Origin of the sequence: Pseudalkalibacillus hwajinpoensis, assembly GCF_039851965.1 — a bacterium.
Taxonomy (GTDB): domain Bacteria; phylum Bacillota; class Bacilli; order Bacillales; family Guptibacillaceae; genus Guptibacillus; species Guptibacillus hwajinpoensis_E.
In genome coordinates this window covers 2,620,510-2,645,066 of record NZ_CP156674.1, presented here as the reverse complement: position 1 = coordinate 2,645,066, position 24,557 = coordinate 2,620,510, and the positions used below count along the sequence as shown (strand labels likewise).

Sequence of the window (24,557 nt, the reverse complement as noted above, 5' to 3'; positions counted from 1 at the left end):
TAAATTTCCTCTCGAACTGATTCACTGATGGCCTCTTCCCCACCAAGTAGCTTATAGGAGGTAACATCTGTTAATGCTTCGGCTGTTTCGTAAGGATGGTTTATATTACATACATGGCTTGCAATGAATATCTACAGTCCCTCTTTTCCCCTTAAGATGCGAGTTTTTAGTTTAACTTGTTTCTATCCTCATCCCTCGACCTCTACTTCATTTACCCCCTCCACATTTCTTAATAGCTGATAAATATCCGTCGTCTTGTTCTCCTCAAACGTCATTAACTTAAGCTCAACCTGAGGATTTTTATCTTTCGTATCTCGCACACGAACGTGGTGGATCTCAAAATCATGCATATCAATGACATCCATAAACGCGCTCACATCCACGCTCTTCTTAAGGGTTATTTTCGCCCGCATCTCACGCTGTCTAAGCGCCTTTGGGCCGATGCGTTTAATAATCCAGGGTAAAATATTCACGCTAAAAAGAATTAAACCCGCTCCAACAAACGCTTCATAATAAAATCCTGCACCGGCCGCGATGCCTAATCCGGACGCTCCCCAGATAATTGCCGCCGTGGTTAATCCAGAAATCGCATCATTATTTCTGCGGAGGATGACACCCGCACCAATAAAACCAATACCAGAAACAATTTGAGCCGCAAGCCGCATCGGATCCGTCCGAATATTTGTCGAAAGTTCCGCAAAAGCTTCAGCCGATTCGATGGAAACGATGGTTAACAGGCAGCTGCTAACCGCAATGACGATACACGTCTTAAGTCCAAGCGGTTTATGCTTCAATTCACGCTCAATGCCAATCAATAACCCGAGTAAAGCTGAAATACATAACTTAATGAGTACGATCACCATCGTTCCTCAACTCCAACATAGAATCTAAGCCGTATGCTATTACTCTATTCAATAGGAATCGTCATTAGAATGGAACGAAAGCTTACATATCGGCTGAATTCTACGTCATACCACTGTTCCCAGCTCCCCCCTTCCGTACAAAAAAGATGGATGGATGGAAGTTTATCAACTTCCATCCATCATAATTCGACACCTTTCGACCAAAAGCAGGTGGTGACAAGCACCGCTCCCTAGCCTTCTACTTCAACAAATATAGCGCCATCCAATTGTCTTAGTTTCTGATAGATACTAGTCGTATAATTTACTTCAAACGTCATCAACCGAAGCTCTACTTGATGGTCTTTCTCCTTTGTATCCCGCACCCTAACATGTTTAATTTTAAAATCTGCTTCCTGGATTGCACTCATGAATGCTGTAATATCAGTTCCTTTTTGAAGCGTGATTTTGGCCCGCATCTCTCTCTGTCTGAGTTGTCTTGGGCCTATTTTCTTTATAATAAGTGGAAGAATATTAACGCTGAAAAGAATCAACGACGCTCCCACAAAGGCCTCGAAATAAAATTCTGCACCTGCCGCAATTCCAAGTCCTGCAGCACCCCAGATAATCGCCGCTGTTGTTAAGCCCGAAATGGCATCATTATTCCGCCTCAGTATAACTCCTGCACCAATAAAACCAATCCCCGAGACTACCTGTGCGGCAAGACGCATCGGATCCGTTCGAATGTTCGGCGATAGTTCTGAGAAAGTTTCAGCTGATTCGATGGATACAATCGTTAGCAAGCAGCTGCTAACCGCAATGACAATACACGTTTTTAATCCAAGCGGCTTATGTTTAAGCTCTCTTTCAATACCAATCATTAATCCTAAACAAGCTGAAATACAAAGCTTCACGACAACAACAATCATGCTTTTACACCCTCATTTCCAACCTATATTCCTTTTATTTTACCAGTAATAGGATGAACGTTTCAAAGTGATTTTGTAATGATTAGTAGATTTCCACGCAATCACAGCAGCTAAACTTTAATAAACGAATTAAGAGTCGTACAAAGCTCTTATCTTCTTACGACTCTCATTCTGAAATCCCTACCCTTTAAAATCGGAATCACAGATTAATGGATATCCATCTTCTTAAAGCGTCCGCCTCTTACCTCAGCAATATCCGCCATCGCAAGGAAAGCAGACTCGTCAAGATCGGCGACGATGTCTTTTAACTTCGCTTCTTCAAGTCGCGTAATGACGCAGAAAATCACTTTCTTATCATCACCAGAAAAGGCACCTTCACCATGTAAATAAGTCACGCCTCTTCCTAATCGATTCAAAATCGCATCTCCCATTTCCTTATGGTTATCACTAATAATCCAGACCGACTTCGACTCGTCCAATCCTTTGATGGTGATATCGATCATTTTATATGCAACGTAGTAGGCCAGAAGCGAATACATTGCACGATCAAAGCTGAACACAAAGCCTGCGCTTCCAAGAATAAACAAGTTCACAAACATGATGATTTCACCAACCGAGAAAGGGAGCTTTTTGGTTGCCAGTATCGCTAAAATTTCGGTGCCGTCTAGAGAGCCGCCGAAACGAATAACGATCCCTACACCAATCCCAAGCACAACGCCTCCAAAAAGCGTAGCTAATAAAATATCATCTGTAAATGCCGGTACTGGGTGTAACAACGTCGTAGAAATCGAGAGAATCACAATTCCATACAGCGTGGAAAAAGCGAATGTCTTCCCAATTTGTTTATACCCGATATAAATAAACGGCAGGTTAAGGATAAATAAGAACAGACCTAAACTAATACCACTCAAATGCGAAAGCATAATGGAAATTCCGACGATCCCACCGTCAATGACCTGGTTTGGAACTAGGAATACTTCCAACCCGACAGCCATGATCACAGCACCAATCGTGATTAGGATGGCTCTTCTCACCTTCTCCTGAATAGGCGTTTTACGATGAATTTTACTTTCACTTACTAATTTCTCTAAAGGTTTACTTTCACTCACACGGTCTCCTCCTCAAAATTTAAACCAGACTTCTTTATTTCAAACTTCCCCAGATGTTCTTTTCATTAAAAATACGAGAGAAGGACTTCAACGAAATGATCGACAGAAAGTTCTGCTCCTACAATAATCGCTGCCCAGAAAGGGATAAGAACCACTCCCATAAGTCCGTAGCATTCAAGTGTTTCTTTCCAATATGATGATTTCTTCATCAAATTTTCCACCTCGACCTGTATTATTTAATCCCGTAAAGCTCAGCTAATAACGACATCACAAAATAACCCCTGTAAAAAGGAGGATTCAAAAAATGAATGACACCTATTCGATTAGCGAGTTAACGTATTAAATAATGCGAAATGAAAGGTAATTAGAGTGGTTAGCACGTATGTCAAGGAAGCCAAGGGCATCCGGAAATGCATCGCTTGGAGATAGAGCCCTCGCTGGATACGTGGGATGGATAGGAAGCTTATCGTGACGAATGTTAGAAACAAACGGCCCAATAACCTTCTGTTTTTCTATCGATACAGACGTCGGATGAGGGGTCATTTTTACATCAGGAAGATAGGCGAATTCAGTGATCGTTGGTTTATCAGCAGAGTGATAATCATATTGATTTAATTCCTGTGCAGGGTGAATTAGAACAAGAAAACCAAACAGAACCACCAGTAAAACCTGTTTCACCTTAACCCCTCCTCTCACTAATATCCGAAATCGTATCTTATCAATTTTATCACTTGTATAAATTAGATGTCTATTAAGAAGTAAACACGCCCCTACCATTCGACAATTAGCGCGTTGATTCGGGTGGTGACAGGCACTTCTCGCCTGGGTACTTCATCCTAAATTTAGTAATATTTTCGAAACATTAAAGGCACGTTTATTACGTTTAATCTTCCTTCTTCCGATCTTCCAAAACGGATTACACCCTATTTTGATAACGTTTTCAAAGAATATAATTTGTGAAAAACAACAATAAATCCGCCGAACACCTATGTAATTTTTACAAATTTATAAACATTTCAAAAAAATAAACTTTTTCTTTATAACTTTAAATTGACAAATAATTTGCTAAAATGAGGAAGTTATATAAAATTGGAGGTCTGATTATGGATACCACCGTTCAAGGAAAGCCACCTAAAGAAGGGAAAATGAAACACCCTCCTGGCTTGTACCTATTGTTTATCACAGAAATGTGGGAACGCTACAGCTATTACGGTATGCGTTCAATTCTAGTTCTTTATTTAACAGCTGAATTATTCAGCGGTGGACTTGGTATGGATCAGAGTTCAGCCTTACAACTGTATGGTATGTATACTGGCCTTGTCTATTTCACACCATTGATTGGTGGGTACCTGACCGATAAATTCATCGGATTACGGACTGCCATAACCATTGGGGGAATCACCATGGCCCTCGGAGATTTTACACTGTTTGCTGTCCAAGAACAATGGGGACTTTACATCGGTTTACTATTACTAATTATCGGTAATGGCTTTTTTAAACCGAATATTTCCACTCTTGTTGGAGAGCTATACAGCAAGAACGATAAAAGAAAAGATTCAGCGTTTACCATTTTCTACATGGGCATTAACCTTGGCGGGCTCATTTCACCATTAATCGCAGGTCTATTGTACGCGAATGTTTTCTATTCAAACACAGGAGGAGTCGAAGTATTTGGCTTTAAATACGCATTCCTGGCTTCTTCAATCGGAATGATTATTGGACAGGTTACCTTTAACCTCCTTTCCAAGAAGTACCTTGGTGACATCGGTAGAACACCGTCAAGTCATCGCGTCACACCAACGGTTAAAGGCAAAGCCAAGCCGCTTACTAAAATCGAAAAGCAGCGTACCGCTGTTATTTTGATCCTTGCTGTCTTTACCGTTACATTCTGGGCAGGGTTTGAACAGGCCGGTGCTTCTTTTACACTTTACACACGAGATTTTGTTGACAGAAGCCTCTTTGGATATGAAGTGCCTGTATCCTTCTTCCAGTCATTAAATCCAATGTTCGTTCTGTTACTAGCACCAATTGTTTCAGCAATATGGTTGAAACTTGCAAAATCGAAACGCGGTGACTTCGCGATTCCAACGAAAATGGCATTTGGCCTGATCCTTCTTGGGGTTGGATTTATAGTCATGGTACCAGCTGTCATGATGACAGGAAGCGATGAGCAAAACGTTGCGATGAAGGCGAGCATGCTGTTTATGGTCGTAACCTACTTCTTCCACACGCTTGGTGAGCTTTCACTTTCACCAATTGGACTGTCTCTTGTTAGTAAAATGTCGCCAGTGAAAATTGCTTCTTTATTAATGGGTGTCTGGTTCCTTAGTAACGCTGCAGCAAACTACCTTGCTGGTCAAATTGCAGCACTCACAACATCAGCAGGATATCTTGAAATCTTCTTGTATCTCGGCATAGCAGCTCTTGGACTTGGACTTATTCTCTTACTACTGTCTAAGAAGCTACAAAAGCTCATGCATCTTGAAGAATTCGATGAGGATCATGTTGCGAAGCAAATGAATTAAGGTAAAGCTAAAATTCAGACAGAAAAGCGGTTCCCTCTTTAATAAAGGGAACCGCTTTTCCTATATTTCGATATAGATTGACATATATCGGGTGGTGCCTGTCACCACCCGATATTTCTCCTTGCTTCTTCCACGTTCAACAACTGATCGACTAGACTCACACGAATCCCAAGCTTACTCGTCAGCGCATGAATCTTCAGCGCTACTCTTTCAGAATCTACGCTCACTTCGGTAGGGAGAAAAGTAAGTTTATCAAGCAATTCCACTAAAGAAGCTTGCAATTGGCTCCCATAATCCGTTCGTTCAAACACTTTATAATAAATAATGAGGGCTCCCTCATCCTCTACGCCGAGCACAACATTCGGAAAAAACGGTCGATCACCCACTCGCTCCTGAACAGCTTCGTCTTCGAAGAAAGAAGCAAATTCAACGCGCATTTTCACCTGTCTGTACTTTTGAACACGCCTAAGTTCAATTTCAGAGGTGTGCAATGGTTCTTCAACGTCCGGTTCCACAGCCGCTTCCATGACGCCCGTAGTCCATTTGCCCTTTTCACAGAAACGTGACGTCCAGCTTCCATCATATCCCTCTAATAAATAGTCAGGGTCTTTTCTAGCTTTCTCTGCCACAATAATCGCCTGTCTGAGAATCCCACAGAAAATTCTCGCTTCTTGATCAGAAAAATGCCATGGAAAATAACCAGGTGATAAACTGCGGAACATCGGCCACTCTTTCGCTCCCCGGAACCGCAGCCCCTGATTACGAATTGCCTTCAAATCAAACGAATCCAGCTCTTCCCGATCAGAGAAGGACAGCATTAAACTTCTCTGGTATTCAAGCATTGTTTCAGGATCGGTCTCCCCTTCAATAACCGCTATCGAATACGCCAATCCATCATTGCCAACGTGCACACCAAGCCCAAATTCTTGACCGCTCATGCCACGCACCGCACAATAAGCAAGCTCCCCTGTCTCAGGAATTTCTACGATAAACATCTGACTGCTATGCATCCAGTCCCAAGGCTGAAGCTTTTTATAACCTAGCGTTAGCTGAAAAAGCTCTTCCCACGGATCATCTGAAAAAGGAATACTTTCCGCTACACTTTCCCCACTAAAAACCGTTAACTCCTCATTAATAAGCTTCATTTCTCGAACACGCAGCTTCTGCCCCGGCTCAAAAAATGCCCGATTATCTTCCTCAGGAGCCGCCTTCATCGCCTTCGTACAGCGCGGGTATGTCACACTAGAATCCTCTGTCAGTATCTTTTCCAATAGAATCTCATGGTTCCAGTGCTCCCCAAAATCATAGACGTAGCTAAAACAGTCCTGTTCGTGTTTTAACACGTCTAAAAGCTTCACTTCCCGCTCATCAAGTGGCTCAGGGCCAAAAGAAAAATTTTCACCTAACTTTGGACCAATCGTCAAAACTGGCACAGATTCCTCGTATTGATGTTGGGTCACAAGCTCTTCTACTAGCTCAGGCTGTTTCACCATAAACTGATGAAGATGAGAGTTTGTCCAACCGAATACAATTTGAATGTAGTCATGCAGTTCCTGAAATGTCGCAGAACTATCTAACTCAAGTCGACGCCAGATCGGTGGCTTCATGTCCATCAGGCTAACTTTTATTTGATATATCATTGGATTCAATCCCTTCTAATCAATCGCAACATTCCATTTTTGCTTCATTATAGCACTTTTTAAAGTCAGGGAATGAGCTCATATTGTACTTTACAAAGTGCTAAACTCCCCTAATGAACAATATACATAAGAAAGAATTGTATCCAGAAATGTTCGGAGGAGTGTGAGATGAAAAAAAGCCTGCTTCTTACCCTCTCCATTGTTGGGGGAATCGCGACCATCCTTCTCAGCGTTCTAATCGGAGTACTGATTGGCAATGCAGATCTTGAAGGGAATTACACCGAAGAACTTAAGGAAATCAAAGCCAACATCACTGCAGCTGAAGAAAGACTGAAGGACGAAGAAAGCAAACTTTTATCCATCCAGGAGGAAGTTAATGCAGCGGGAGAGCGCCTTACTTCAGAAAATGAAAAACTAGAAAACACGAGAACGAAAGTAGCTGAAGTGAAGCAATTGATCGATCAAAAGGACACGCTAACAACAGAAATCGAATCTCTAAAAAATGAACAGGAGAAGAGCAAAAAGGACCTCAGCAAGCTTGATGAAGAGATAAAGGCGAAGCAAGGGGAAGTTAGTGAGCTTAATGACACGATCAAGGCCAAAAAGGTAGAACTCGATAAACTCGAAAAAACAATTGTCAGTAAAGGGGAAGAACCAATCCAACTCACCGCCGGACAGTATATTGTTGGCCCAGACGTACCTGAAGGACGTTATCAGGTCACGAACATTGGAAAAGGCACAAACTTCTTTGTCTATGATGCTGGTGGAATGGCTACCGTGAATACAATACTAGGAGACAGTATTGTAGGAACAGGCGATTATGTTTTCTTTACCTACGAAGGAAACATGATCGAAACACTTGGTCCGGTCAAATTAATCCCAGTAAAATAAAAGCTCCAGCTAACAGCTGGAGCTTTTTCGACATGATGTGAGCTAAATCGGGTGGTGACAGGCACTACCTACCAACAGGCACCGCCTAACGCCGCACCGCTTACATACCCACACCACTATCTTTATAGACGCCTTTCCGCATTCTCATAAAGAAGTACAATCCAATGAAGAACCAGATGGCGATCATAATCCATTCGTAAGGCCAGATGAGTGCTGCTGGCATTCCTGGTAAGTATAGCGTAATAAACCCAAAACTTAAGACAAGCGCAAGATAGCCATATACCGGTGATTTTGCTGCTCGAAACGGACGCTTCATCTCTGGTTCTGTTTTTCTAAGCTTAATAAATGACCACGCTACAAGGAAATACGCTGTCACAATACCAAGACCACCAGCGTCTACAATCCAGACAAGAGCCGATCTTCCTAACAATGGTGCTAGCATGGAAAGAATCCCAATAAATAATACCGCGTTTGACGGCGTGTGGAATTTAGGATGTAGACGACCAAACCAGGATGGAAGCATACCAGATTTCGCCATGGCATAAAGTACGCGGCTCCCACCAATAACAAACGAATTCCAGCTCGTAATAATTCCTGCCACACCACCAAGAATTAATAGTTTAGCAAATAATGCTGATCCGAATAAATTCCCCATCGCATCTGCGGTTGCTAGTTCAGTAGAAGCTAGCTGATCTGGACTAAGGCCAAGCGAAACCCCGATTGCGATAGCTATGTAAAAAACAATCGCCCCGATTACAGAAATAACGAGAAACTTACCTATTTGATCATGTGGAAGGTTTGCTTCTTCTGCGACCTGAGGGATAACATCAAACCCTACAAACAGGAAAGGTACCATGACTAACACCGTCATGATGCCACCCATTCCACCAATGAAATGAGGAGTTAAATTAGCAGGCTCTCCATTCACACCTGCACCGAAAATTAATAATAATCCAGCGGCCACAATCACTAGTGTAAACACCGTTTGTAGCACAGCCGCTTGCTTAAGACCAATGTAATTAATGAGCGTAATAATCACAGCTCCGGCAGAGCCGATCAGGACCCAGTTCAAATGAACATCCCAGCCAGCAATTGTCCAAAGGTATCCTGCTTGGTAATCCGGGAGCAAATAATCAATTACAGTAGGTAACGCAACAGCTTCAAACGTCGCAACGGATACATATCCCAATGTAATCGCCCAGGATGCGATGAACGACGCATTCTCTCCGAGCGCTCGGTGGACATACTCATGCTCACCACCTACTTTCGGCATGGCAGACGCCAGCTCAGCGTAATTTAGTCCGACACATATGACGAGGAATCCACCGATTGCAAAAGCAAGAACGGCTCCATAAGATCCGGCAGAAGTAAGCCACGTTCCTGATAAAACAACCCATCCCCAGCCAAGCATAGCCCCTAGCGCAAGAAAGAGCAGGTCAAACTTTGACAGTACCTTCTTGAGTTTCTTCTCTTTGCCTTCCATTATAAAACTCCTTTATCCAAATGATTGGTGGAAACCTTTCGGATGGACTCTTCTATAATGAACAACCCTTCTTCTAACTCATCATCAGTGATAACAAGCGGCATCAAGAATCGGATAACATTCCCATAAACCCCTGCCCCTAGTAAAAGCAAACCACGTTGCTGTGCTTCTGCCAGGATCTTTTTCGAGAGATCTTTATCAGGAGCTTTTCCCTCACCTACGATTTCAATCGCATTCATCGCACCTAACCCCCGAACATCTCCGATAAAAGAGAACTCCTTAGCTAAATAAGTAAATCTTTCTCTTACTTTCTCCCCAATTTGTAGCGCTCGTTGATTGAGCCCTTCATCTTCGATCACATCCAAAACGGCGAGTGCGGCACGACATCCGAGCGGGCTTCCGCTATACGTACCACCAAGCTCTCCTTGATCTGCCGCATCCATCACTTCTCTCCTCCCAATCACGCCGCTAATAGGGGTGCCGGCACCTAAAGACTTCGAAACAGTGATTAGATCAGGAACAATATCAAAGTGTTCTGATGCAAAATAACGTCCTGTTCGCGCAAAACCTGTCTGAATCTCGTCAGCGACAAATAGAATGCCGTGCTGTTCACAAATGTTCTTAACGGCCTGAACAAACGATTTATCCGGCACAATAAAGCCACCCTCACCCTGCACAGGCTCCATCACCACTGCCGCAATGGTCTCAGGCGCCACCTCTTTTAAAAGAAAATCGTTGAACTGTTGAATCATGAAATCACTATAATCAGCTTCACTCATTTCACCCGGTCTCCGATAAGCGTATGGGAAAGGGGCCTTATAGACTTCTGGTGCAAACGGACCAAAACCGAATTTATATGGTTTCACCTTACTTGTCATCGACATGGTCATTAACGTTCGACCGTGAAAGGCATTTTGGAACGTTACGATCGCCTGACGCCCTGTGTATTTCCTCGCAATTTTCACCGCATTTTCAACTGCTTCAGCACCGCTATTTTGAAGCAGCACTTTTTTCTGGTGGTTCCCTGGTGCTAATGCTGCTAGCTTTTCAGCTAACTCAATATATGGCTCGTACATCATCACATTAAACCCTGTGTGAATATATTTATCGACTTGATCATGCAATGCTTCCTTCACTCGTGGATGACAATGCCCAACATTGATCGTACCAATCGCACCAGCAAAATCAATGAACGTATTCCCATCAACATCCGTCACTCTCACTCCAGATGCTTCCTTAGCAAAAGTTGGAATCCCACAACTAACTGCGTCTGGAACTATGTTCTGCCGTCGTTCTAACAACTGACTCGCTACAGGTCCTGGTAAACTCGTTTTAATTGAAGCATTCTTTGACATGATCATTCACTCCTTTAGGTTAATTAAATACGGATCGTTGTCCGGATAAATCGTCCAATGTAGAAAGAAGATGGGCTTCAATCGCACGCGTCATCCCTTCTATATCTCCACTACGAAAAGCATTCAGTATACTCAGATGCTCAGGGATAGATTTCACTTCTTCCATCGGGATCGTATAAAATTCATCTTTCAAGATTAGATAGCAATCGGACCATTGATTGAGCGTTTCGATCTGTTGCAGCAAGAATTTATTTCTTGAAAGTTTGGCTGGATAAGCGTGGATAAGACCGTTTACCCGCATAAATTCTTCAAAATCCTTTTCTTGATACGCTTTCCGCTCATCATCTAATAACCGTTCCATTTCATGAGCGTTCTCTGGTGTTACAGTTGGAACTGCTAATCTAGCAGCATAGCACTCAAGCACCACACGTAAATGAAACACGTCAGCTAACTCTTTATCAGAAGGATTGTACACAAAAGCACCACGATGCGGGATGATTTCCAATAACCCCTCATTTCCCATTCTTTTAAAGGCAGCTCGAATAGGAGTTCTACTCATCTTCATTTCCTGACTGACCCATTCCTCCGTCACCCTCTGGCCGGGTAAAAGCCTTCTCAACATAATCGCACGCTTCACTTTTTCATATGCCAATTCTTCATTCCGCTTTTTAGTTGCCATCCTAAACCACCTATTGTGTCCAAAGATTGTATACAATTTATTGATTTATCTGACATTTTAGCTTAAGCGCGACTAATTTTCAATATATTCTGATAAAAAGGATTATCAACAAGCAAAATAGCCCTTTCCTCACATGAGAAAAGAGCTACCTTCCGACATCATTCGACCTAACTCGGGCGGTGACAGGCACCGCTAAACCGCTAACCAAATGCACTCCCAGGATCATATTCCTCCAGCTCAAGCTCGGTCCTCTCGCCAATGACAAGCCGCGCGAGCTCAGCACCTAAGAACGGCCCACTGGTTAATCCTGAAGCACCAAGCCCATTCGCTACAAGAAGTCCTTTTACACGAGGAACGGCTCCAACAATTGGCACATTCCCAGGGGTAAACGGGCGAAAGCCTACTTTCGTCTCAACGTAGGTACTGCACGAGAGCCCTGGAGCCACTTTCAATGCTCGTTCGATAATATGATTCACGCCACCCATAGTGACGCGAAGATCAAATCCGGCTTCGTCCTCCTGTGTCCCACCAGCAACAATCCTGCCATTTTCAAAAGGTAATAAATACTGAATGAATGGGGGCATAACGATCGGCCATTTTCCAGTATCCGTGTCAGGAAGTTCGAGATGAACGATCTGCGCTTTCTGAGGTGTAACCAAAAACCTCATTCCAAGCCGTTCCAATAACTGCTTCGACCAGGCTCCACCTGTCACAATAACGTGATCTGCTTGAAACATCTCACCATTTACTACCGCACCAGTTACTCGTTCATCGCTCCAATCAAGTGACGCATCTCCATCAACAATCTTCGCTCCGTGTTTTTCCGCTCCACTAATCAACGCATCTCGAAGTGCCGCCCCATTTATACGAGCTGCTCCACTTACATGAACCGAAGCATAGTGATCTGCTAATGGAGGAAATAACGCGTTCGTTTCAACAGTCGATAATCGTGAAACCTCCCCCATTTCAGGGGTATCTTTCCTTCGCTCCATCGCAAGCTTCAACTTCTTTTCGAGCTTCGTTTCACCAGAGTAAATGTTAATCGCCCCTACCTGTGCATAACCTGTTTCCATTTCTCCATCCTTCTTTAGTTCTTCTATTAAAGAAGGGTAATACCTTGCACCTGCTTCCACCAGTCGATAAAACGGCCCTCCTCGACGATTCGTTAGCCATGGACACACAATTCCAGCAGCTGCTTGTGTTGCTTGCCCGGCATCCTTACGATCTATCAGCATCACGTCAGCTCCCTGCTTAGCTAAATGATAAGCAGTAGAGGCACCGAGAATGCCAGCACCTATAACAATGATTGATTTCATTTCTTACACCTTTTCATAGTTTGTCTGTTAAGGTATTTTACAGGATTGAAGATCAAGACTCAATGTAACCCGGATTAATCAAACGTTTGTTTAATCGATCACTTCATACTTAGCGCACGAAAAACAGCCCCTTCACAACAAAGAAGGGACTGCCATTCGACACCATTCGAGCAATACCGGGTGGTGACAGGCACAGCCCACCACCTACCTCCTAAACACAACTAGCTTCATCTCCGTCATTTCCACCACGGCATACTTAATTCCTTCTCTTCCTGTCCCGCTCTCCTTCACACCGCCATACGGCATGTTATCAACTCGGAAGGTAGGAATATCATTAATCAGCACCCCTCCAACATGAAGTCGATCCGCAGCATCAAGCGCCGTATGCACGTTATCCGTATAAATACCAGCCTGCAAACCATAAGAAGAATCATTCACTAAATCATACGCTTCTTCCATCGAACGGAATTTATTAATCAACACAATCGGAGCAAATACCTCCTGACAGGAAACCTTCATATCAGAAGCTGCATTCAGAATGACAGTTGGCTCCAGTACATTTCCATCCGAGCACCCACCTGTAGCGATTTCTGCTCCGCCATTCTTCGCTTCCTCGATCCAGGACACCGCTCGCTCCACATCTCCTTCTGAAATCAATGCCGACACATCCGTCTCCTCATCCAGCGGATTCCCACACGTGAGCGCCTTCGCTTTCTGAACAAATGCTTCAACAAAAGCATCGTAGTTCGATTCATGCACATAAACCCGTTGAAGGGAAATACAAACCTGTCCCTGGTAAGCGAACGCACCCATTACGGCACGATCAACTATCCCGCTAACATCAACACCTTCATCCACAATCAAAGCCGAATTCGAGCCAAGCTCAAGCGTCACTTTTTTTAGGCCCGCTTTATTTCGAATGCCAATCCCCACCGCTGGACTTCCTGTGAACGTCACCATGTTCACCCGCTCATCCGTCACAATCCGATCACCAACCGTCTTCCCACTTCCAGTAATTACATTCAGTGCTCCATCAGGTAACCCTGCCTCCTCGAACAGCTCCGCAATAAAATAAGCGGATAGCGGCGTCTGACTTGCTGGTTTTAACACGATCGTATTCCCAGCTGCAATCGCAGGACCTACTTTATGGGCAACAAGATTCATAGGAAAGTTAAACGGTGTAATCGCCCCAATCACCCCGAGCGGCTCTCGCACGGTATAGCCGACTCTACCTTCGCCTCCGACTGCTGCATCGAACGGAATCGTTTCACCCTGGATTCGTTTCGCTTCTTCAGCAGCAAACTTATACGTCGCGATCGTTCGCGCTACCTCACCTTTTGCTGTCGCAATCGGCTTGGCCGCTTCAAGCGCAATAATTTCCGCCGCCTCATCCGCGCGATCGCTTAATTTCTGAACAAATCGCTCCAATATCGCCGCACGCTCATACGCTGGCATTTTTCTCATCACCTGCTTCGCCTGATAAGCGGCATCAATTGCGCTGTCCACATCTGCTTCAGTGCCCATTGGAATTTCCGCCAGGACGTCTCCCGAGTAGGGCGAGCTTAAATCCTTATAAGCGGAACCCTCTCGCCATTCTCCATTAATGTAAAATTTCTTCTTTTGTATCGTCGATTGCATATCCATCCCTCTCCCTTTTTTATGATTGAACTGGCGCAAGCTCAGCCAATACGTCCTGAATCACATCAAACGCCTCATTTAACTGATCATCTGTAATCACGAGCGGTGATAAAAGCCGAATCACATTCCCATATAAGCCTGCCCCCATCACAATCACACCACGGTTATGGCATTCTTTTAAAATTTTTCCCGTTAACTCTTTATCCGGCTCCTTCGTATTAGGATCCTTCACAATCTCAATAGCTAGCATCGCGCCAAGTCCACGAACTTCCCCGATGACATGATGTGCTGCCTGCATTTGCTTAAAACGAGAAACAGCCACATCCCCGATATGGTTGGCTCGTTCAACAAGCCCTTCTTCTTCCATCATGTCGATCACTTCAAGCGCCGCCACACATCCGAGCGGACTCCCGCAGTAGGTTCCGCCAATATCCCCAGGATTTGGTGCTTCCATAATGTCAGCTCGTCCTGTTACCGCACTGATCGGCAGGCCCGCCGCAATCGATTTTGACATCACCATTAAATCAGGTTCGATATCAAAGTGCTCGATCGCAAACATTTTACCTGTTCGCCCAAACCCGGTTTGGACTTCATCCGCAATAAAAAGAATCCCATACTTTTCACAGATCGCTTTCACTCCCTGGACGAATCCTTTTGACGGAACGATGAATCCGCCTTCACCCTGTATCGGTTCCATAATAATCGCCGCTACCTCATCCGAAGGAACTTCTCCAAGGAAGAAATCCTCCAACCGCTTCAGCACTTCCCGATCAAGCTCTTCCTCCGTCATGCTGGCGTGCTTTCGATAATAATAGGGATAAGCCATTTTGTACGTATCAGGGGCAAATGGGCCGAATCCATATTTATATGGCTTCACCTTACTCGTTAATGACATCGCAAGAAGCGTCCGCCCGTGATAGCCCCTCTCAAATGAAATAATTGATTTACGTCCCGTATACTTCCGAGCAATTTTCACCGCATTTTCAACTGCTTCCGCTCCACTATTTAAGAAAAAAGTTTTCTTCTCCCCGTTTCCAGGAGTGATTTCATTTAACTTCTTCGCAAGCTGAATATATGGTTCATACATCATCACGTGAAAACACGTATGAAGGTATTGATCAACCTGTGCTTTCAGGGCGTCAACAACCTTTGGGGGACAATGACCTGCGTTCATACTGCCAATCGCTCCGGCAAGATCGATAAACGTATTGCCATCTACATCCGTTAGAAGGGCTCCTTCCCCCTTTTCAACAAAGGTCATCATCGTATTAAAAGGACCGCGCGGCACGTTCTTCTCTTTAAGCTCCAATAACTCAGAAGCTTTTGGACCCGGTATCGTTGTTTTTAACTCAATGCTTTTTTTACGCTGCTCTGTTTTCATGTAACTGCCTCCTTCTCTCATCTTCACTTTTTATATATGCAAGCTTCATACCAACATTTTTCGGAAAATGGTTTTGGAGACTGATTTTACGATATGATAACCTTAAAAATAGTCAGATTTGCGTGAATGTAATGGAGGGATACAGCATGTCTTCAACCGATTTTCTAGAAAATGAATTGAATGCCATTCTACATGCATCAAAAGATAACATTGTTATTACTGATGGTGCCGGCGTTGTTCTCCGCGTTAGCCAGAACTGTGAAAGTGTTTATGGAAGGAAAGCCTCTTATCTAATCGGAAAATCTGTTATAGAGCTTGAGGAAGAAAGGATCTTTTCACCATCGATCACAAAACGTGTTTTAGCAGAGAACAAAGAACTTCAAATCATGCAGAAAACCCCTACAGGACGCGTCGTCATGGCAACCGGCCTACCTGTCTATGACGAGAGCGGCACGATTATTCGCGTCATCAGCTTCTCGCACGATTTAACTGAGCTTCAGCATTTAAAAGAAGACTATGAAGAATTACGCACACAAATGGATGTCTATGAAACTGAGATTCAGGAGCTCCGTGAGAAGGACAGGCTACCTGAAGAATTTGTGATCAAAAGCAGAGCGATTCAGATGATCTGGCAACTTGTTGAGCGTGTCGCAAACTCGGATGCATCCGTCGTCTTTCTTGGTGAATCCGGAGTAGGAAAGAACGTTTTTGCACGTGCGTTACATAAAGGAAGTGAACGTCGAAATGGAAGTTTTAGCGAAGTAAACTGCGGTGCGATCCCAGAAACCCTTTTTGAATCAGAAATGTTCGGCTATGAGCCAGGTTCCTTTACAGGGGCTGGCAAAAAGGGGAAAGCCGGGATGATTGAGCTAGCAAATCAGGGCACGCTGTTTCTTGATGAAGTCGGAGAGCTCCCCCTTGCCGTTCAAGCCAAGCTATTAAAAGCCATTCAGGAAAAAACGATTACGAGAGTTGGTGGGGTTAAACCGAAAACGATTGATTTCAGGTTAATCGCATCTACCAATCAGAACCTAGAAGATATGGTCAAAAAAGGGACATTTCGAGAGGATCTTTTTTACCGATTAAATGTCATTCCTATCACGATCCCGCCCCTCCGCGAACGAAAGGAAGACATCGCAACGCTTGCTGCTCATTTTCTTCAGCAGTTAAATGAGAAATACCGGACAAATAAGTTCTTCCACTCAGCCACGATCGAGGGCTTATCTGAATATGGGTGGCCAGGGAATGTGCGCGAACTGCAGAACATCGTCGAGCGCCTTGTGATTACTGCGGATGCAAGAATGATCTATCCCGATGCCCTTCCTTCCTATATCCAGCAGGATTCAGAGCAACAACTAACGAGCTGGTTACCTGGTCCTGAAGAAGAGCAGGGAAAAACGTTAAAACATGCACTTGAAGAAGTGGAAATCAGATGGTTAAAACGCGCGTTCAAGCAATACAAAACAACGTATAAAATGGCTGATTATCTTGGCATGAACCAATCAACAGTCGTAAGAAAGCTCAAAAAGTATCAGATTAAGTGAAACTTCCATCAGAGGGGGGCTCCTTCCCCCTCTGATGGTTAGTTGAACTAATCGGACCTTTAGGGGGAGTTGACTCCCAATCGCAACATCTTGATTGCCTTACATTAGAGATTGGGGGTTTTACTCCCCCTTAAGGGTGGGATTAAGTGAAACTTCCATCAGGTGTGAAGCGTGATCTCAATGCAAATTTGCATTAATTATGCATATCCGCATCAAAATAAAGCGCATTGATGCATTCATGCATTAAAAACATGTCTAAAACGTCGCATACGTAACATTAAAATTGGCACGGAACTTGCGACTGTATATCTGTGAGACTACACAACACAGGAGGTTTCCTATATGTATCAACCAAAAGACTCTTCTAAATCCCCGCGCTTTTGCGGTGTCCGCACGTTTATGAGACTGGAACAAATTCGTACAACAGAGAATGTAGACTTCGCGGTGCTAGGCGTTCCGTTCGATACCGCGGCTTCCAATCGTACCGGCCAGCGTCTTGGACCACAGCACATTCGAAACTTCTCGACTTTGCTCAGACCTTACAACCCTGACATGGAGATTAATATTTTTGATTATTGCTCTGGTCTCGACTATGGCGATATCGACGTTATTCCAGGAAACATTCACCGTACGTACGCTAACATGGTGGAAGGCCTTACTCCCCTTCTCGATGCAGACGTAACGCCAGTAATCATGGGAGGTGACCATTCTATTTCGCTCGGCAACTTACGCGCCTTCCATAAGAAATATGGTCCGGTGGCCCTTGTCCACTTCGACTCACACGGTGATACGTGGGATAACTATTACGGTGAAAAGTATATGCACGGCACACCGTTCAGACGTGCGGTGGAAGAAGGATTAATTGATACTGACCACTCGATCCAGGTCGGAATGAGAGGTCCACTCTATGGTCCCGGAGATATCGATGATGCACGCGATCTTGGCTTTGAAGTCATGCCAATGAAAGAAGTCCGTAAGCTTGGATTTGATGAAGTGATTGCACGCATTCATAAACGAGCTGGTGATCGCCCTGTCTTTGTTTCATATGACATTGACTTTGTTGATCCTGCCTTCGCACCCGGAACCGGAACACCTGAAGTCGCAGGACCAAATAGTTATGAAGCCCTTGAATATGTACGCGGTCTTGATGGGTTGAATCTCGTCGGCTTTGATTTAGTCGAGGTACTCCCAACGTATGATCATAATGAAATTACAGCGGCGCTTGCCTCATCGATTATGTATGAAATGATTACGCTCATTGCCTTAAAGAAAAAACACGCCCTTCTCACAACAAGCGAAGAAACAGCAAGTCAGTCGTAAGCAGGAAGGTTCTTTTCTACCCCTGCAAACTGATTTATCTGAATTCTTAAAACGATAGAAATCTGATCGGTACTTGTAAGGAGGAATTTCTTTGTTATTTCTAGATATCGCCATTATCATCGTTTATTTCCTGATTGTAATCGGAATTGGTGTCATTGGTTCACGTAAAGCGAAAACAATTGAGGACTATGCGCTAGCAGGTCGTAACCTTGGCTTCTTCATGTACTTCGGCTGTTTATCAGCCGTGATCCTTGGCGGGGCATCAACAATCGGGACAACTAAGCTTGGCTATGAGTTCGGCGTTTCAGGCATGTGGCTCGTGTTCATGCTCGGGCTTGGTATTATGGGTCTCGGCATCTTTTTCCTCAAGAAAATTGCTGGCTTCAAGGTTCTCACTATTAGTGAGTTTCTTGGAAAACGATTTGGAAATGAAGCCCGTCTTCTCAGCGCGTTAGTGGCATCAGTTTATGCCCTCATGGTTGCCGTCACACAGGTTATCGGAATTGGAACCGTCATGAACGTCTTGCTTGGTTGGAATTTAACTAGTTCGATGCTCCTTGGTGGTGGAATTGTTCTCTTTTACACCATTCTTGGTGGCATGTGGTCAGTTACCATGACCGATATTGTTCAGTTTGTCATCATGACCATTGGTGTATTTTTCATTATGCTTCCACTTAGCCTTTCAAAAGCAGGCGGTTGGGGCGCTTTAAATCAACAGCTTCCAGACAGCTATTTTTCGTTCACAGGCATTGGCGGAAGTCAGGTATTTCAATACTTTCTTCTTTTCTGTCTTGGAATGATCGTAGCGCAGGATATCTGGCAGCGCATCTTCACAGCGAGAACGAATAAAACCGCTCGCCTTGGAACAATCCTTGCTGGTATCTACAGTCTTCTTTATGGACTGGCTGTTAGTATCATCGGAATGTGCGCGTTTATTGTCCTCCCGAATTTAGGAAATTCACAGAATGCTTTTGCCAGCATGGCCATCGAAACAGTACCTACAGGTGTACTTGGTCTTGTTCTTGCAGGCGTTATTGCTGCACTCATGTCGACCGCTTCAGGCACACTGCTCGCGTCTTCAACACTGTTATCCAACGATATCGTCAAACGCTACTTCATCAAAGATGCGAGTGAGAAACAAAGCATGATCATCTCACGACTAACAACAACTGTAATCGGCGCAATCACGATTGTATTCGCGATCTGGATTCAAGACGTCCTTGTAGCGCTTGACGTTGCCTATGCCGTTTTATCAGGAGCGATCTTTGTCCCTATCTTACTGGGATTTTTCTGGAAGAAAGCGACTTCAAAAGCGGCCTTCTACTCCATCATTTCAAGTATTCTTGTCATTATCGGCGGTCTCGCCATTGAAGGGCTTCATTCCACAAACACGATCATGTATGGCATTTTAACTAGCTTCATTGTAATGATTGGCGTGTCACTTATGACGGAAAATCACCCTTCTGAAATCACCGCAACCGCGGAGGAAAGGAGCCAAATCTCATGACTAATCACCTTTACATGAACGGAAACTGGCACGAGGGCGAAGGAAATGAGCGTCCCCTCATCAACCCGGCAACAGAAGAAACCATTTATACGATAAAAGAAGCGTCCCGCGAACAGGCAACATCCGCAGTTGATGCTGCACGAAAAGCATTCGATCAGAGCGACTGGACGACTAATCCCGTAAAACGCGTGAACGCTCTGCGCAAGCTTGCTGATTTGCTAGAACGAGATGAAAAATCATTCGCAGATGCGGAAACTGAGAATACTGGAAAGCCCATTCTTGAAGCAACGCTCGATATTGGTGACTCCGTCGCCTGTCTGCGCTACTACGCGGAGTTAATCGAAAAGAAGGAGCCAGAAACGATCCAGATGCCAGACGGAACGACAAGTAAAATCATCGACGAGCCTATAGGTGTTTGTGCGCTAATTGTGCCATGGAACTTTCCGCTCCTTCTCGGCATGTGGAAAATCGCTCCAGCCCTTGCTGCTGGAAATACAGTTGTCTTCAAGCCTTCCGAGCTCACACCTGTAACGGCAATTAAGCTCGCTCACTTAATCGATCAATGTGATTTCCCGCCTGGCGTTTTTAATCTCGTCCCTGGTGCGGGTGATCCCGTTGGCGAAACACTCGTCACTCATCCTGAAGTCGACAAGGTTTCATTTACAGGAGGTTCTGAAACTGGGAAACACATTAATCAGCAGTGCGCTCGTGATTTAAAGCGGGTTTCCCTTGAACTTGGCGGGAAATCACCGCTTGTTATTCTAAAAGACGCCGATCTTGACGCCGCTGTTGAGTGGACGATTTTCGGTGGGTTTTTTAACCAGGGCGAAGTGTGTGTCGCCTCGTCTCGTATTTTAGTACACGAAGACCTCTATGAAGCTTTTATAGACAAGCTATTAAGCGATACGACAAGGATAACGATTGGTGATCCGACACGTGAAGAAACGGAAATGGGGCCTTTAATCAGCCGTGATCACTTGAAGAAAGTAGAGAGCTATATCGAACTCGGCAGTCAAGAAGGAGCAACAGTAAGTGCCGGAAGCTCTCGGCCTGATAACGGCTTTTACCTCTCTCCCGTCATTTTTACAAACGTCCATCAATCCATGCGCATCGTTCAGGAAGAAATTTTCGGCCCCGTCATCACGGTTCAACCGTTCCGCGATCAGGAAGAAGCAATCGCTCTCGCAAATGGGACGAAGTATGGTCTTGCGGCAGGCGTTCTTTCTAACGATGTATCTGAAGCTGAAAAAGTGGCATCACGACTTAAAGCAGGAACCATCTGGATTAACTCTTATCACACCCCTTATGTCGAAGCGCCGTGGGGTGGATATAAACAAAGTGGGATCGGACGCGAACTCGGCCCACATGGTCTCGCCGGTTTTACAGAAGTGAAGCACGTAAATACGTCTGTACAGCTCGCGAAAGCAGACTGGTACACTCATTGAACTCCCACTGGTAGGGGTTCAATGCGTCATTAATTATCGGAATATTGAAAAATTATTTTAAAGGGGGAAATACAATGAGTCAACTTACCGAACGCTTAGGTCACGATACGATTAACCCCACTCCAAAAGACAAGCGGAGCATGAACTTTTTCTCGACGTTCGCCCTCTGGCTCGCAGCGAACGTCGTCATCACATCCGTCATGACGGGGATGATGTTCGTACCGGATATTTCAATTGAAAAAGCGATGCTCGCGATTCTCATCGGGTCAGCCATCGGTGCAATTCCACTTGCACTCACAGGTAACATCGGAACACGAACAGGACTTCCAACGATGGTCATGACAAGAGCGGCTTTTGGTCAAAAAGGCGCCATTCTTCCCGCACTCGTGAACACGATCGTATTAATTGGCTGGAGCTGGATTCAGGCCTATATGGCCGGTCTATCCCTTAACTACGTCATCAGTTACACAACTGGCTATAGCAATATTAATTTGTTCGTCATTTTAACTGAAATTCTTGTTGTCGCCATCACCATTTACGGTCACCGTGGTGTGGAAAGCATTGAGAAATGGGTCTCTGTTGCCATGCTCATCCTATCTGTTCTTATTTTCTACAAGCTCTTTACAACCTACAGCGTCTCTTCACTGATTGAATTGAAAGCAAGCGAAAACCCGGCAATCTCAGGTATCATTGCGTTTGACATCGTCGTAGCCACAGCATTCTCCTGGATGTCAAGCGTCTGTGACTTCAACCGACACAGCAAATCTGAAAAAAGCGGCATGCTCGGAACTTACCTTGGATATATTGTAGCCTCCCTTATCGCAATGGGACTTGGCGCAGTCGTTAGTGGATTTAGTATCTTGAACAACATGGAACAAACCTACGATCCGACCGTTCTCCTTGCCGCATATGGATTTGGATTCATCGCTTCCATCGTCGTCTTTTTCTCGGTACTTTCAACGAATGTAATGGCGCTTTACAGTGCAACAATGTCATTTATGAATGTTTTTCCGAAATCAGGATTCTGGAAACCCGTTCTAGCACTAGGGATCGTGTGTACTCTTGGCGCTCTCTTAAAAGAAGCGTTGATGGTGAACTTTTTCAACTTCATTCTCTTAATCGCAACACTGTTCATACCCGTCTTCGCGATTGTCCTTGTCGATTATTTCATTGTCAAAAAAGCTTACTACGACGCTGAAGATGTGGCGTTCGACCATAAAGGACTCTACCGTTATCAAAGAGGTGTTAACATCGTAGCCGTCGTATCATATATCGCTGGCGCCCTCTTTGCTTACTACTTTACTTATGTTCAGCCACTAAGCATTGGCGCGACCATCTTAACATTTGTGCTTTCAGGTGGATGTTATTATGGATTAATGGCACTTACAAAGCAGCTAGGGGTTAGAAAAGCGACTAACGAAGAACTCGATGTGAAGATGGAGGCATAGAGTGATCTGGACCTTTAGGGGGAGAAAAAATGACGCATAAAATCGCAGCGGCTCAGGGGGCCTTTCATAATGGTGAAGTGGATCAGAACCTGACCAAAATGGAAACAATGGTAACGACCTGTCTTACGAGAAATCCTGATACTAAAATCATCGTTTTCCCTGAACTTTCCGCCACAGGTTACTTTTTATCTGAAGGTATAAGTGAGCTAGCAGAAGAAAAGGACGGTCCTATTTTTCAGGCGATGCAGCATATGGCCGCATCTAACCTCGTTTCGATTGTGTACGGATATGTCGAGAAAGATGAACGCGGGAATATTTTCAATTCGATTCAATACATTCATGCGAGTGGAAAGAACACCGGAAACTACCGAAAAATACACCTCACTCCGCTGGAAAGAGAGGTTTTCACAGCTGGCTCTGAACCCGTTACGATTACAACAGATATTGGTACGATCGGACTCATGATCTGCTGGGACCTTGCGTTTCCAGAGCTTGCAAGAAACCTTGCACTAAAAGGAGCCGACATCCTGCTCGTCCCATCTGCCTGGGAAGAACCTTATGATGGTCCCTTCCTTCAGTTTGGTGGGGCACGCGCGATCGATAATACGGTTTATCTTGTAGCATGTAACCATACAGGACAGTCGGGAGACCTGAACTTCTTTGGAAAGTCATCTATTTATGGACCGGACGGACAGGCTATAACAACCGCAGAAAAACAGTATGATATCATTACAGCAAACACAGATAACCACTGGCGTGACGAATTAAAACAAACCTTCTTTTCCATGCTAGAAGAACGACGGACCGACATATACAGCTAAAGGAGGGCCTCTTTTGAATTTTAAACAAATCATCGACCTATCGATTCTAATCAACTCGGAAACACCTATCTATCCTGGCGATCCAAAGCCAGACATTCATCCCGCAGCCGAGCTCGATAAAGACGGCTATCAGGTGACACAGCTTTATATCGGGTCTCATACAGGAACACATGTAGATGCTCCCTTCCATTTCCAAAAAGAAGGCGAGCGCATCGATCAATCAAGCCTGACGAAATTTATGGCACCAGGGCTTGTGATTGATGTAACCGGGAAAAAACCAGCAGAACAGATCACTATGGATGACGTGGCGGATCAAATTGAAAGTGTTGTGCCAGGTACGATCGTGTTATTTCACACTGGATGGTCGAAGCATATTGGGACAGAAACGTATTTCGAGCATCCCTATCTCTCGGTGGACATCATCAACAGTCTATTAGATAAAGGTGTAACAACCTTCTTCATCGACGCACTGAACGTAGACCCACCAGACGGATCGGCCTTTCCTGTTCATGAAGCCATTACGTCTGTGAATGGAATCATTGGAGAGAACTTCTGCAACTTCGATCAGATTAATTTTGCGAGTCCATTAATTATCGCACTGCCGCTGAAACTGGAAGGTCTTGATGGCTCACCGGTGAGAGCAGTTGCAGTGGAAGTAGAATAACGCACGACAAAGAGCCCTCTTTT

Annotated in this window: 21 protein-coding genes; 9 read left to right on the top strand and 12 right to left on the bottom strand. The window is 44.5% G+C overall.

The window, feature by feature from the left end; all coding sequences use genetic code 11:
• Positions 1–188: 188 nt before the first annotated feature.
• The 5 genes from ABFG93_RS13780 to ABFG93_RS13760 form a co-directional block, all read right to left on the bottom strand.
• Complete coding sequence (locus ABFG93_RS13780; protein ID WP_347548599.1) at positions 189–863, bottom strand: MgtC/SapB family protein; 675 nt, start codon at positions 861–863, stop codon at positions 189–191.
• Between the two features lie 230 nt (positions 864–1,093).
• A complete protein-coding gene (locus ABFG93_RS13775) occupies positions 1,094–1,768 on the bottom strand; it encodes an MgtC/SapB family protein (protein WP_347548598.1) in 675 nt (224 codons plus the stop codon).
• Between the two features lie 206 nt (positions 1,769–1,974).
• Positions 1,975–2,832, bottom strand: coding sequence for a YitT family protein (locus ABFG93_RS13770; protein WP_347552845.1), 858 nt, complete (start codon positions 2,830–2,832; stop codon positions 1,975–1,977).
• Between the two features lie 110 nt (positions 2,833–2,942).
• Positions 2,943–3,086, bottom strand: coding sequence for a hypothetical protein (locus ABFG93_RS13765; RefSeq protein WP_347548597.1), 144 nt, complete (start codon positions 3,084–3,086; stop codon positions 2,943–2,945).
• Between the two features lie 130 nt (positions 3,087–3,216).
• Positions 3,217–3,555, bottom strand: coding sequence for a hypothetical protein (locus ABFG93_RS13760; RefSeq protein ID WP_347548596.1), 339 nt, complete (start codon positions 3,553–3,555; stop codon positions 3,217–3,219).
• Positions 3,556–3,980: 425 nt separating this feature from the next.
• On the opposite strand from ABFG93_RS13760, the gene ABFG93_RS13755 reads away from it, so the two are divergent.
• A complete protein-coding gene (locus tag ABFG93_RS13755; RefSeq protein ID WP_347548595.1) occupies positions 3,981–5,402 on the top strand; it encodes a peptide MFS transporter in 1,422 nt (473 codons plus the stop codon).
• Between the two features lie 101 nt (positions 5,403–5,503).
• On the opposite strand, the gene ABFG93_RS13750 is transcribed toward ABFG93_RS13755, so the two are convergent.
• Entirely contained in the window at positions 5,504–7,042 is a 1,539-nt protein-coding gene (locus tag ABFG93_RS13750) for a plasmid pRiA4b ORF-3 family protein (protein ID WP_347548594.1), read from the bottom strand.
• Between the two features lie 168 nt (positions 7,043–7,210).
• Between ABFG93_RS13750 and ABFG93_RS13745 the strand changes: the two genes are divergently transcribed.
• The gene (locus tag ABFG93_RS13745; RefSeq protein WP_347548593.1) at positions 7,211–7,933 is read left to right on the top strand and encodes a hypothetical protein; all 723 of its coding nucleotides are present in this window, start codon (positions 7,211–7,213) and stop codon (positions 7,931–7,933) included.
• Between the two features lie 100 nt (positions 7,934–8,033).
• Here the strand turns inward: ABFG93_RS13745 and ABFG93_RS13740 are convergent, their stop codons facing one another.
• From ABFG93_RS13740 to gabT (ABFG93_RS13715), 6 genes are all read right to left on the bottom strand, one after another.
• Positions 8,034–9,416, bottom strand: coding sequence for an APC family permease (locus ABFG93_RS13740; RefSeq protein ID WP_347548592.1), 1,383 nt, complete (start codon positions 9,414–9,416; stop codon positions 8,034–8,036).
• Entirely contained in the window at positions 9,416–10,777 is a 1,362-nt protein-coding gene (gene gabT / locus ABFG93_RS13735) for a 4-aminobutyrate--2-oxoglutarate transaminase (RefSeq protein ID WP_347548590.1), read from the bottom strand. Before gabT (ABFG93_RS13735) ends, ABFG93_RS13740 begins: the two co-directional genes overlap by 1 nt.
• A 13-nt stretch (positions 10,778–10,790) precedes the next feature.
• Entirely contained in the window at positions 10,791–11,450 is a 660-nt protein-coding gene (locus ABFG93_RS13730; RefSeq protein WP_347548589.1) for a GntR family transcriptional regulator, read from the bottom strand.
• 200 nt (positions 11,451–11,650) lie between these two features.
• Positions 11,651–12,766, bottom strand: coding sequence for an NAD(P)/FAD-dependent oxidoreductase (locus ABFG93_RS13725; protein WP_347548588.1), 1,116 nt, complete (start codon positions 12,764–12,766; stop codon positions 11,651–11,653).
• A 204-nt stretch (positions 12,767–12,970) separates the two neighbouring features.
• Positions 12,971–14,404: an aldehyde dehydrogenase family protein gene (locus tag ABFG93_RS13720; RefSeq protein WP_347548586.1), complete on the bottom strand. Its 1,434-nt coding sequence runs from the start codon at positions 14,402–14,404 to the stop codon at positions 12,971–12,973.
• A gap of 19 nt (positions 14,405–14,423) precedes the next feature.
• On the bottom strand, positions 14,424–15,785 hold the full coding sequence (gene gabT, locus ABFG93_RS13715; RefSeq protein ID WP_347548585.1) for a 4-aminobutyrate--2-oxoglutarate transaminase: 1,362 nt from the start codon (positions 15,783–15,785) through the stop codon (positions 14,424–14,426).
• Between the two features lie 146 nt (positions 15,786–15,931).
• Here gabT (ABFG93_RS13715) and ABFG93_RS13710 point away from each other — a divergent pair, with 146 nt between their 5' ends.
• The 7 genes from ABFG93_RS13710 (at position 15,932) to ABFG93_RS13680 (ending at position 24,534) form a co-directional block, all read left to right on the top strand.
• On the top strand, positions 15,932–17,329 hold the full coding sequence (locus tag ABFG93_RS13710; RefSeq protein ID WP_347548584.1) for a sigma-54 interaction domain-containing protein: 1,398 nt from the start codon (positions 15,932–15,934) through the stop codon (positions 17,327–17,329).
• A gap of 342 nt (positions 17,330–17,671) precedes the next feature.
• Entirely contained in the window at positions 17,672–18,649 is a 978-nt protein-coding gene (gene speB / locus ABFG93_RS13705; RefSeq protein ID WP_347548583.1) for an agmatinase, read from the top strand.
• Positions 18,650–18,740: 91 nt separating this feature from the next.
• A complete protein-coding gene (locus ABFG93_RS13700; protein ID WP_347548582.1) occupies positions 18,741–20,156 on the top strand; it encodes a sodium:solute symporter in 1,416 nt (471 codons plus the stop codon).
• On the top strand, positions 20,153–21,601 hold the full coding sequence (locus ABFG93_RS13695; RefSeq protein ID WP_347548581.1) for an aldehyde dehydrogenase family protein: 1,449 nt from the start codon (positions 20,153–20,155) through the stop codon (positions 21,599–21,601). The genes ABFG93_RS13700 and ABFG93_RS13695 overlap by 4 nt, the downstream gene beginning before the upstream one ends.
• Before the next feature lie 74 nt (positions 21,602–21,675).
• Entirely contained in the window at positions 21,676–23,049 is a 1,374-nt protein-coding gene (locus tag ABFG93_RS13690; RefSeq protein ID WP_347548580.1) for a purine-cytosine permease family protein, read from the top strand.
• Between the two features lie 29 nt (positions 23,050–23,078).
• A complete protein-coding gene (locus tag ABFG93_RS13685) occupies positions 23,079–23,870 on the top strand; it encodes a carbon-nitrogen hydrolase family protein (RefSeq protein WP_347548579.1) in 792 nt (263 codons plus the stop codon).
• Between the two features lie 13 nt (positions 23,871–23,883).
• Complete coding sequence (locus tag ABFG93_RS13680) at positions 23,884–24,534, top strand: cyclase family protein (RefSeq protein WP_347548578.1); 651 nt, start codon at positions 23,884–23,886, stop codon at positions 24,532–24,534.
• The last annotated feature ends 23 nt before the right edge of the window (positions 24,535–24,557 follow it).

Coding starts and splice junctions, on each gene's coding strand:
- ABFG93_RS13780 (WP_347548599.1), bottom strand. CDS start 863: ATGGTGATCGTACTCATTAAGTTATGTATTTCAGCTTTACTCGGGTTA.
- ABFG93_RS13775 (WP_347548598.1), bottom strand. CDS start 1,768: ATGATTGTTGTTGTCGTGAAGCTTTGTATTTCAGCTTGTTTAGGATTA.
- ABFG93_RS13765 (WP_347548597.1), bottom strand. CDS start 3,086: ATGAAGAAATCATCATATTGGAAAGAAACACTTGAATGCTACGGACTT.
- ABFG93_RS13755 (WP_347548595.1), top strand. CDS start 3,981: ATGGATACCACCGTTCAAGGAAAGCCACCTAAAGAAGGGAAAATGAAA.
- ABFG93_RS13750 (WP_347548594.1), bottom strand. CDS start 7,042: ATGATATATCAAATAAAAGTTAGCCTGATGGACATGAAGCCACCGATC.
- ABFG93_RS13745 (WP_347548593.1), top strand. CDS start 7,211: ATGAAAAAAAGCCTGCTTCTTACCCTCTCCATTGTTGGGGGAATCGCG.
- ABFG93_RS13740 (WP_347548592.1), bottom strand. CDS start 9,416: ATGGAAGGCAAAGAGAAGAAACTCAAGAAGGTACTGTCAAAGTTTGAC.
- gabT (WP_347548590.1), bottom strand. CDS start 10,777: ATGATCATGTCAAAGAATGCTTCAATTAAAACGAGTTTACCAGGACCT.
- ABFG93_RS13730 (WP_347548589.1), bottom strand. CDS start 11,450: ATGGCAACTAAAAAGCGGAATGAAGAATTGGCATATGAAAAAGTGAAG.
- ABFG93_RS13725 (WP_347548588.1), bottom strand. CDS start 12,766: ATGAAATCAATCATTGTTATAGGTGCTGGCATTCTCGGTGCCTCTACT.
- ABFG93_RS13720 (WP_347548586.1), bottom strand. CDS start 14,404: ATGCAATCGACGATACAAAAGAAGAAATTTTACATTAATGGAGAATGG.
- gabT (WP_347548585.1), bottom strand. CDS start 15,785: ATGAAAACAGAGCAGCGTAAAAAAAGCATTGAGTTAAAAACAACGATA.
- ABFG93_RS13710 (WP_347548584.1), top strand. CDS start 15,932: ATGTCTTCAACCGATTTTCTAGAAAATGAATTGAATGCCATTCTACAT.
- speB (WP_347548583.1), top strand. CDS start 17,672: ATGTATCAACCAAAAGACTCTTCTAAATCCCCGCGCTTTTGCGGTGTC.
- ABFG93_RS13695 (WP_347548581.1), top strand. CDS start 20,153: ATGACTAATCACCTTTACATGAACGGAAACTGGCACGAGGGCGAAGGA.
- ABFG93_RS13690 (WP_347548580.1), top strand. CDS start 21,676: ATGAGTCAACTTACCGAACGCTTAGGTCACGATACGATTAACCCCACT.
- ABFG93_RS13685 (WP_347548579.1), top strand. CDS start 23,079: ATGACGCATAAAATCGCAGCGGCTCAGGGGGCCTTTCATAATGGTGAA.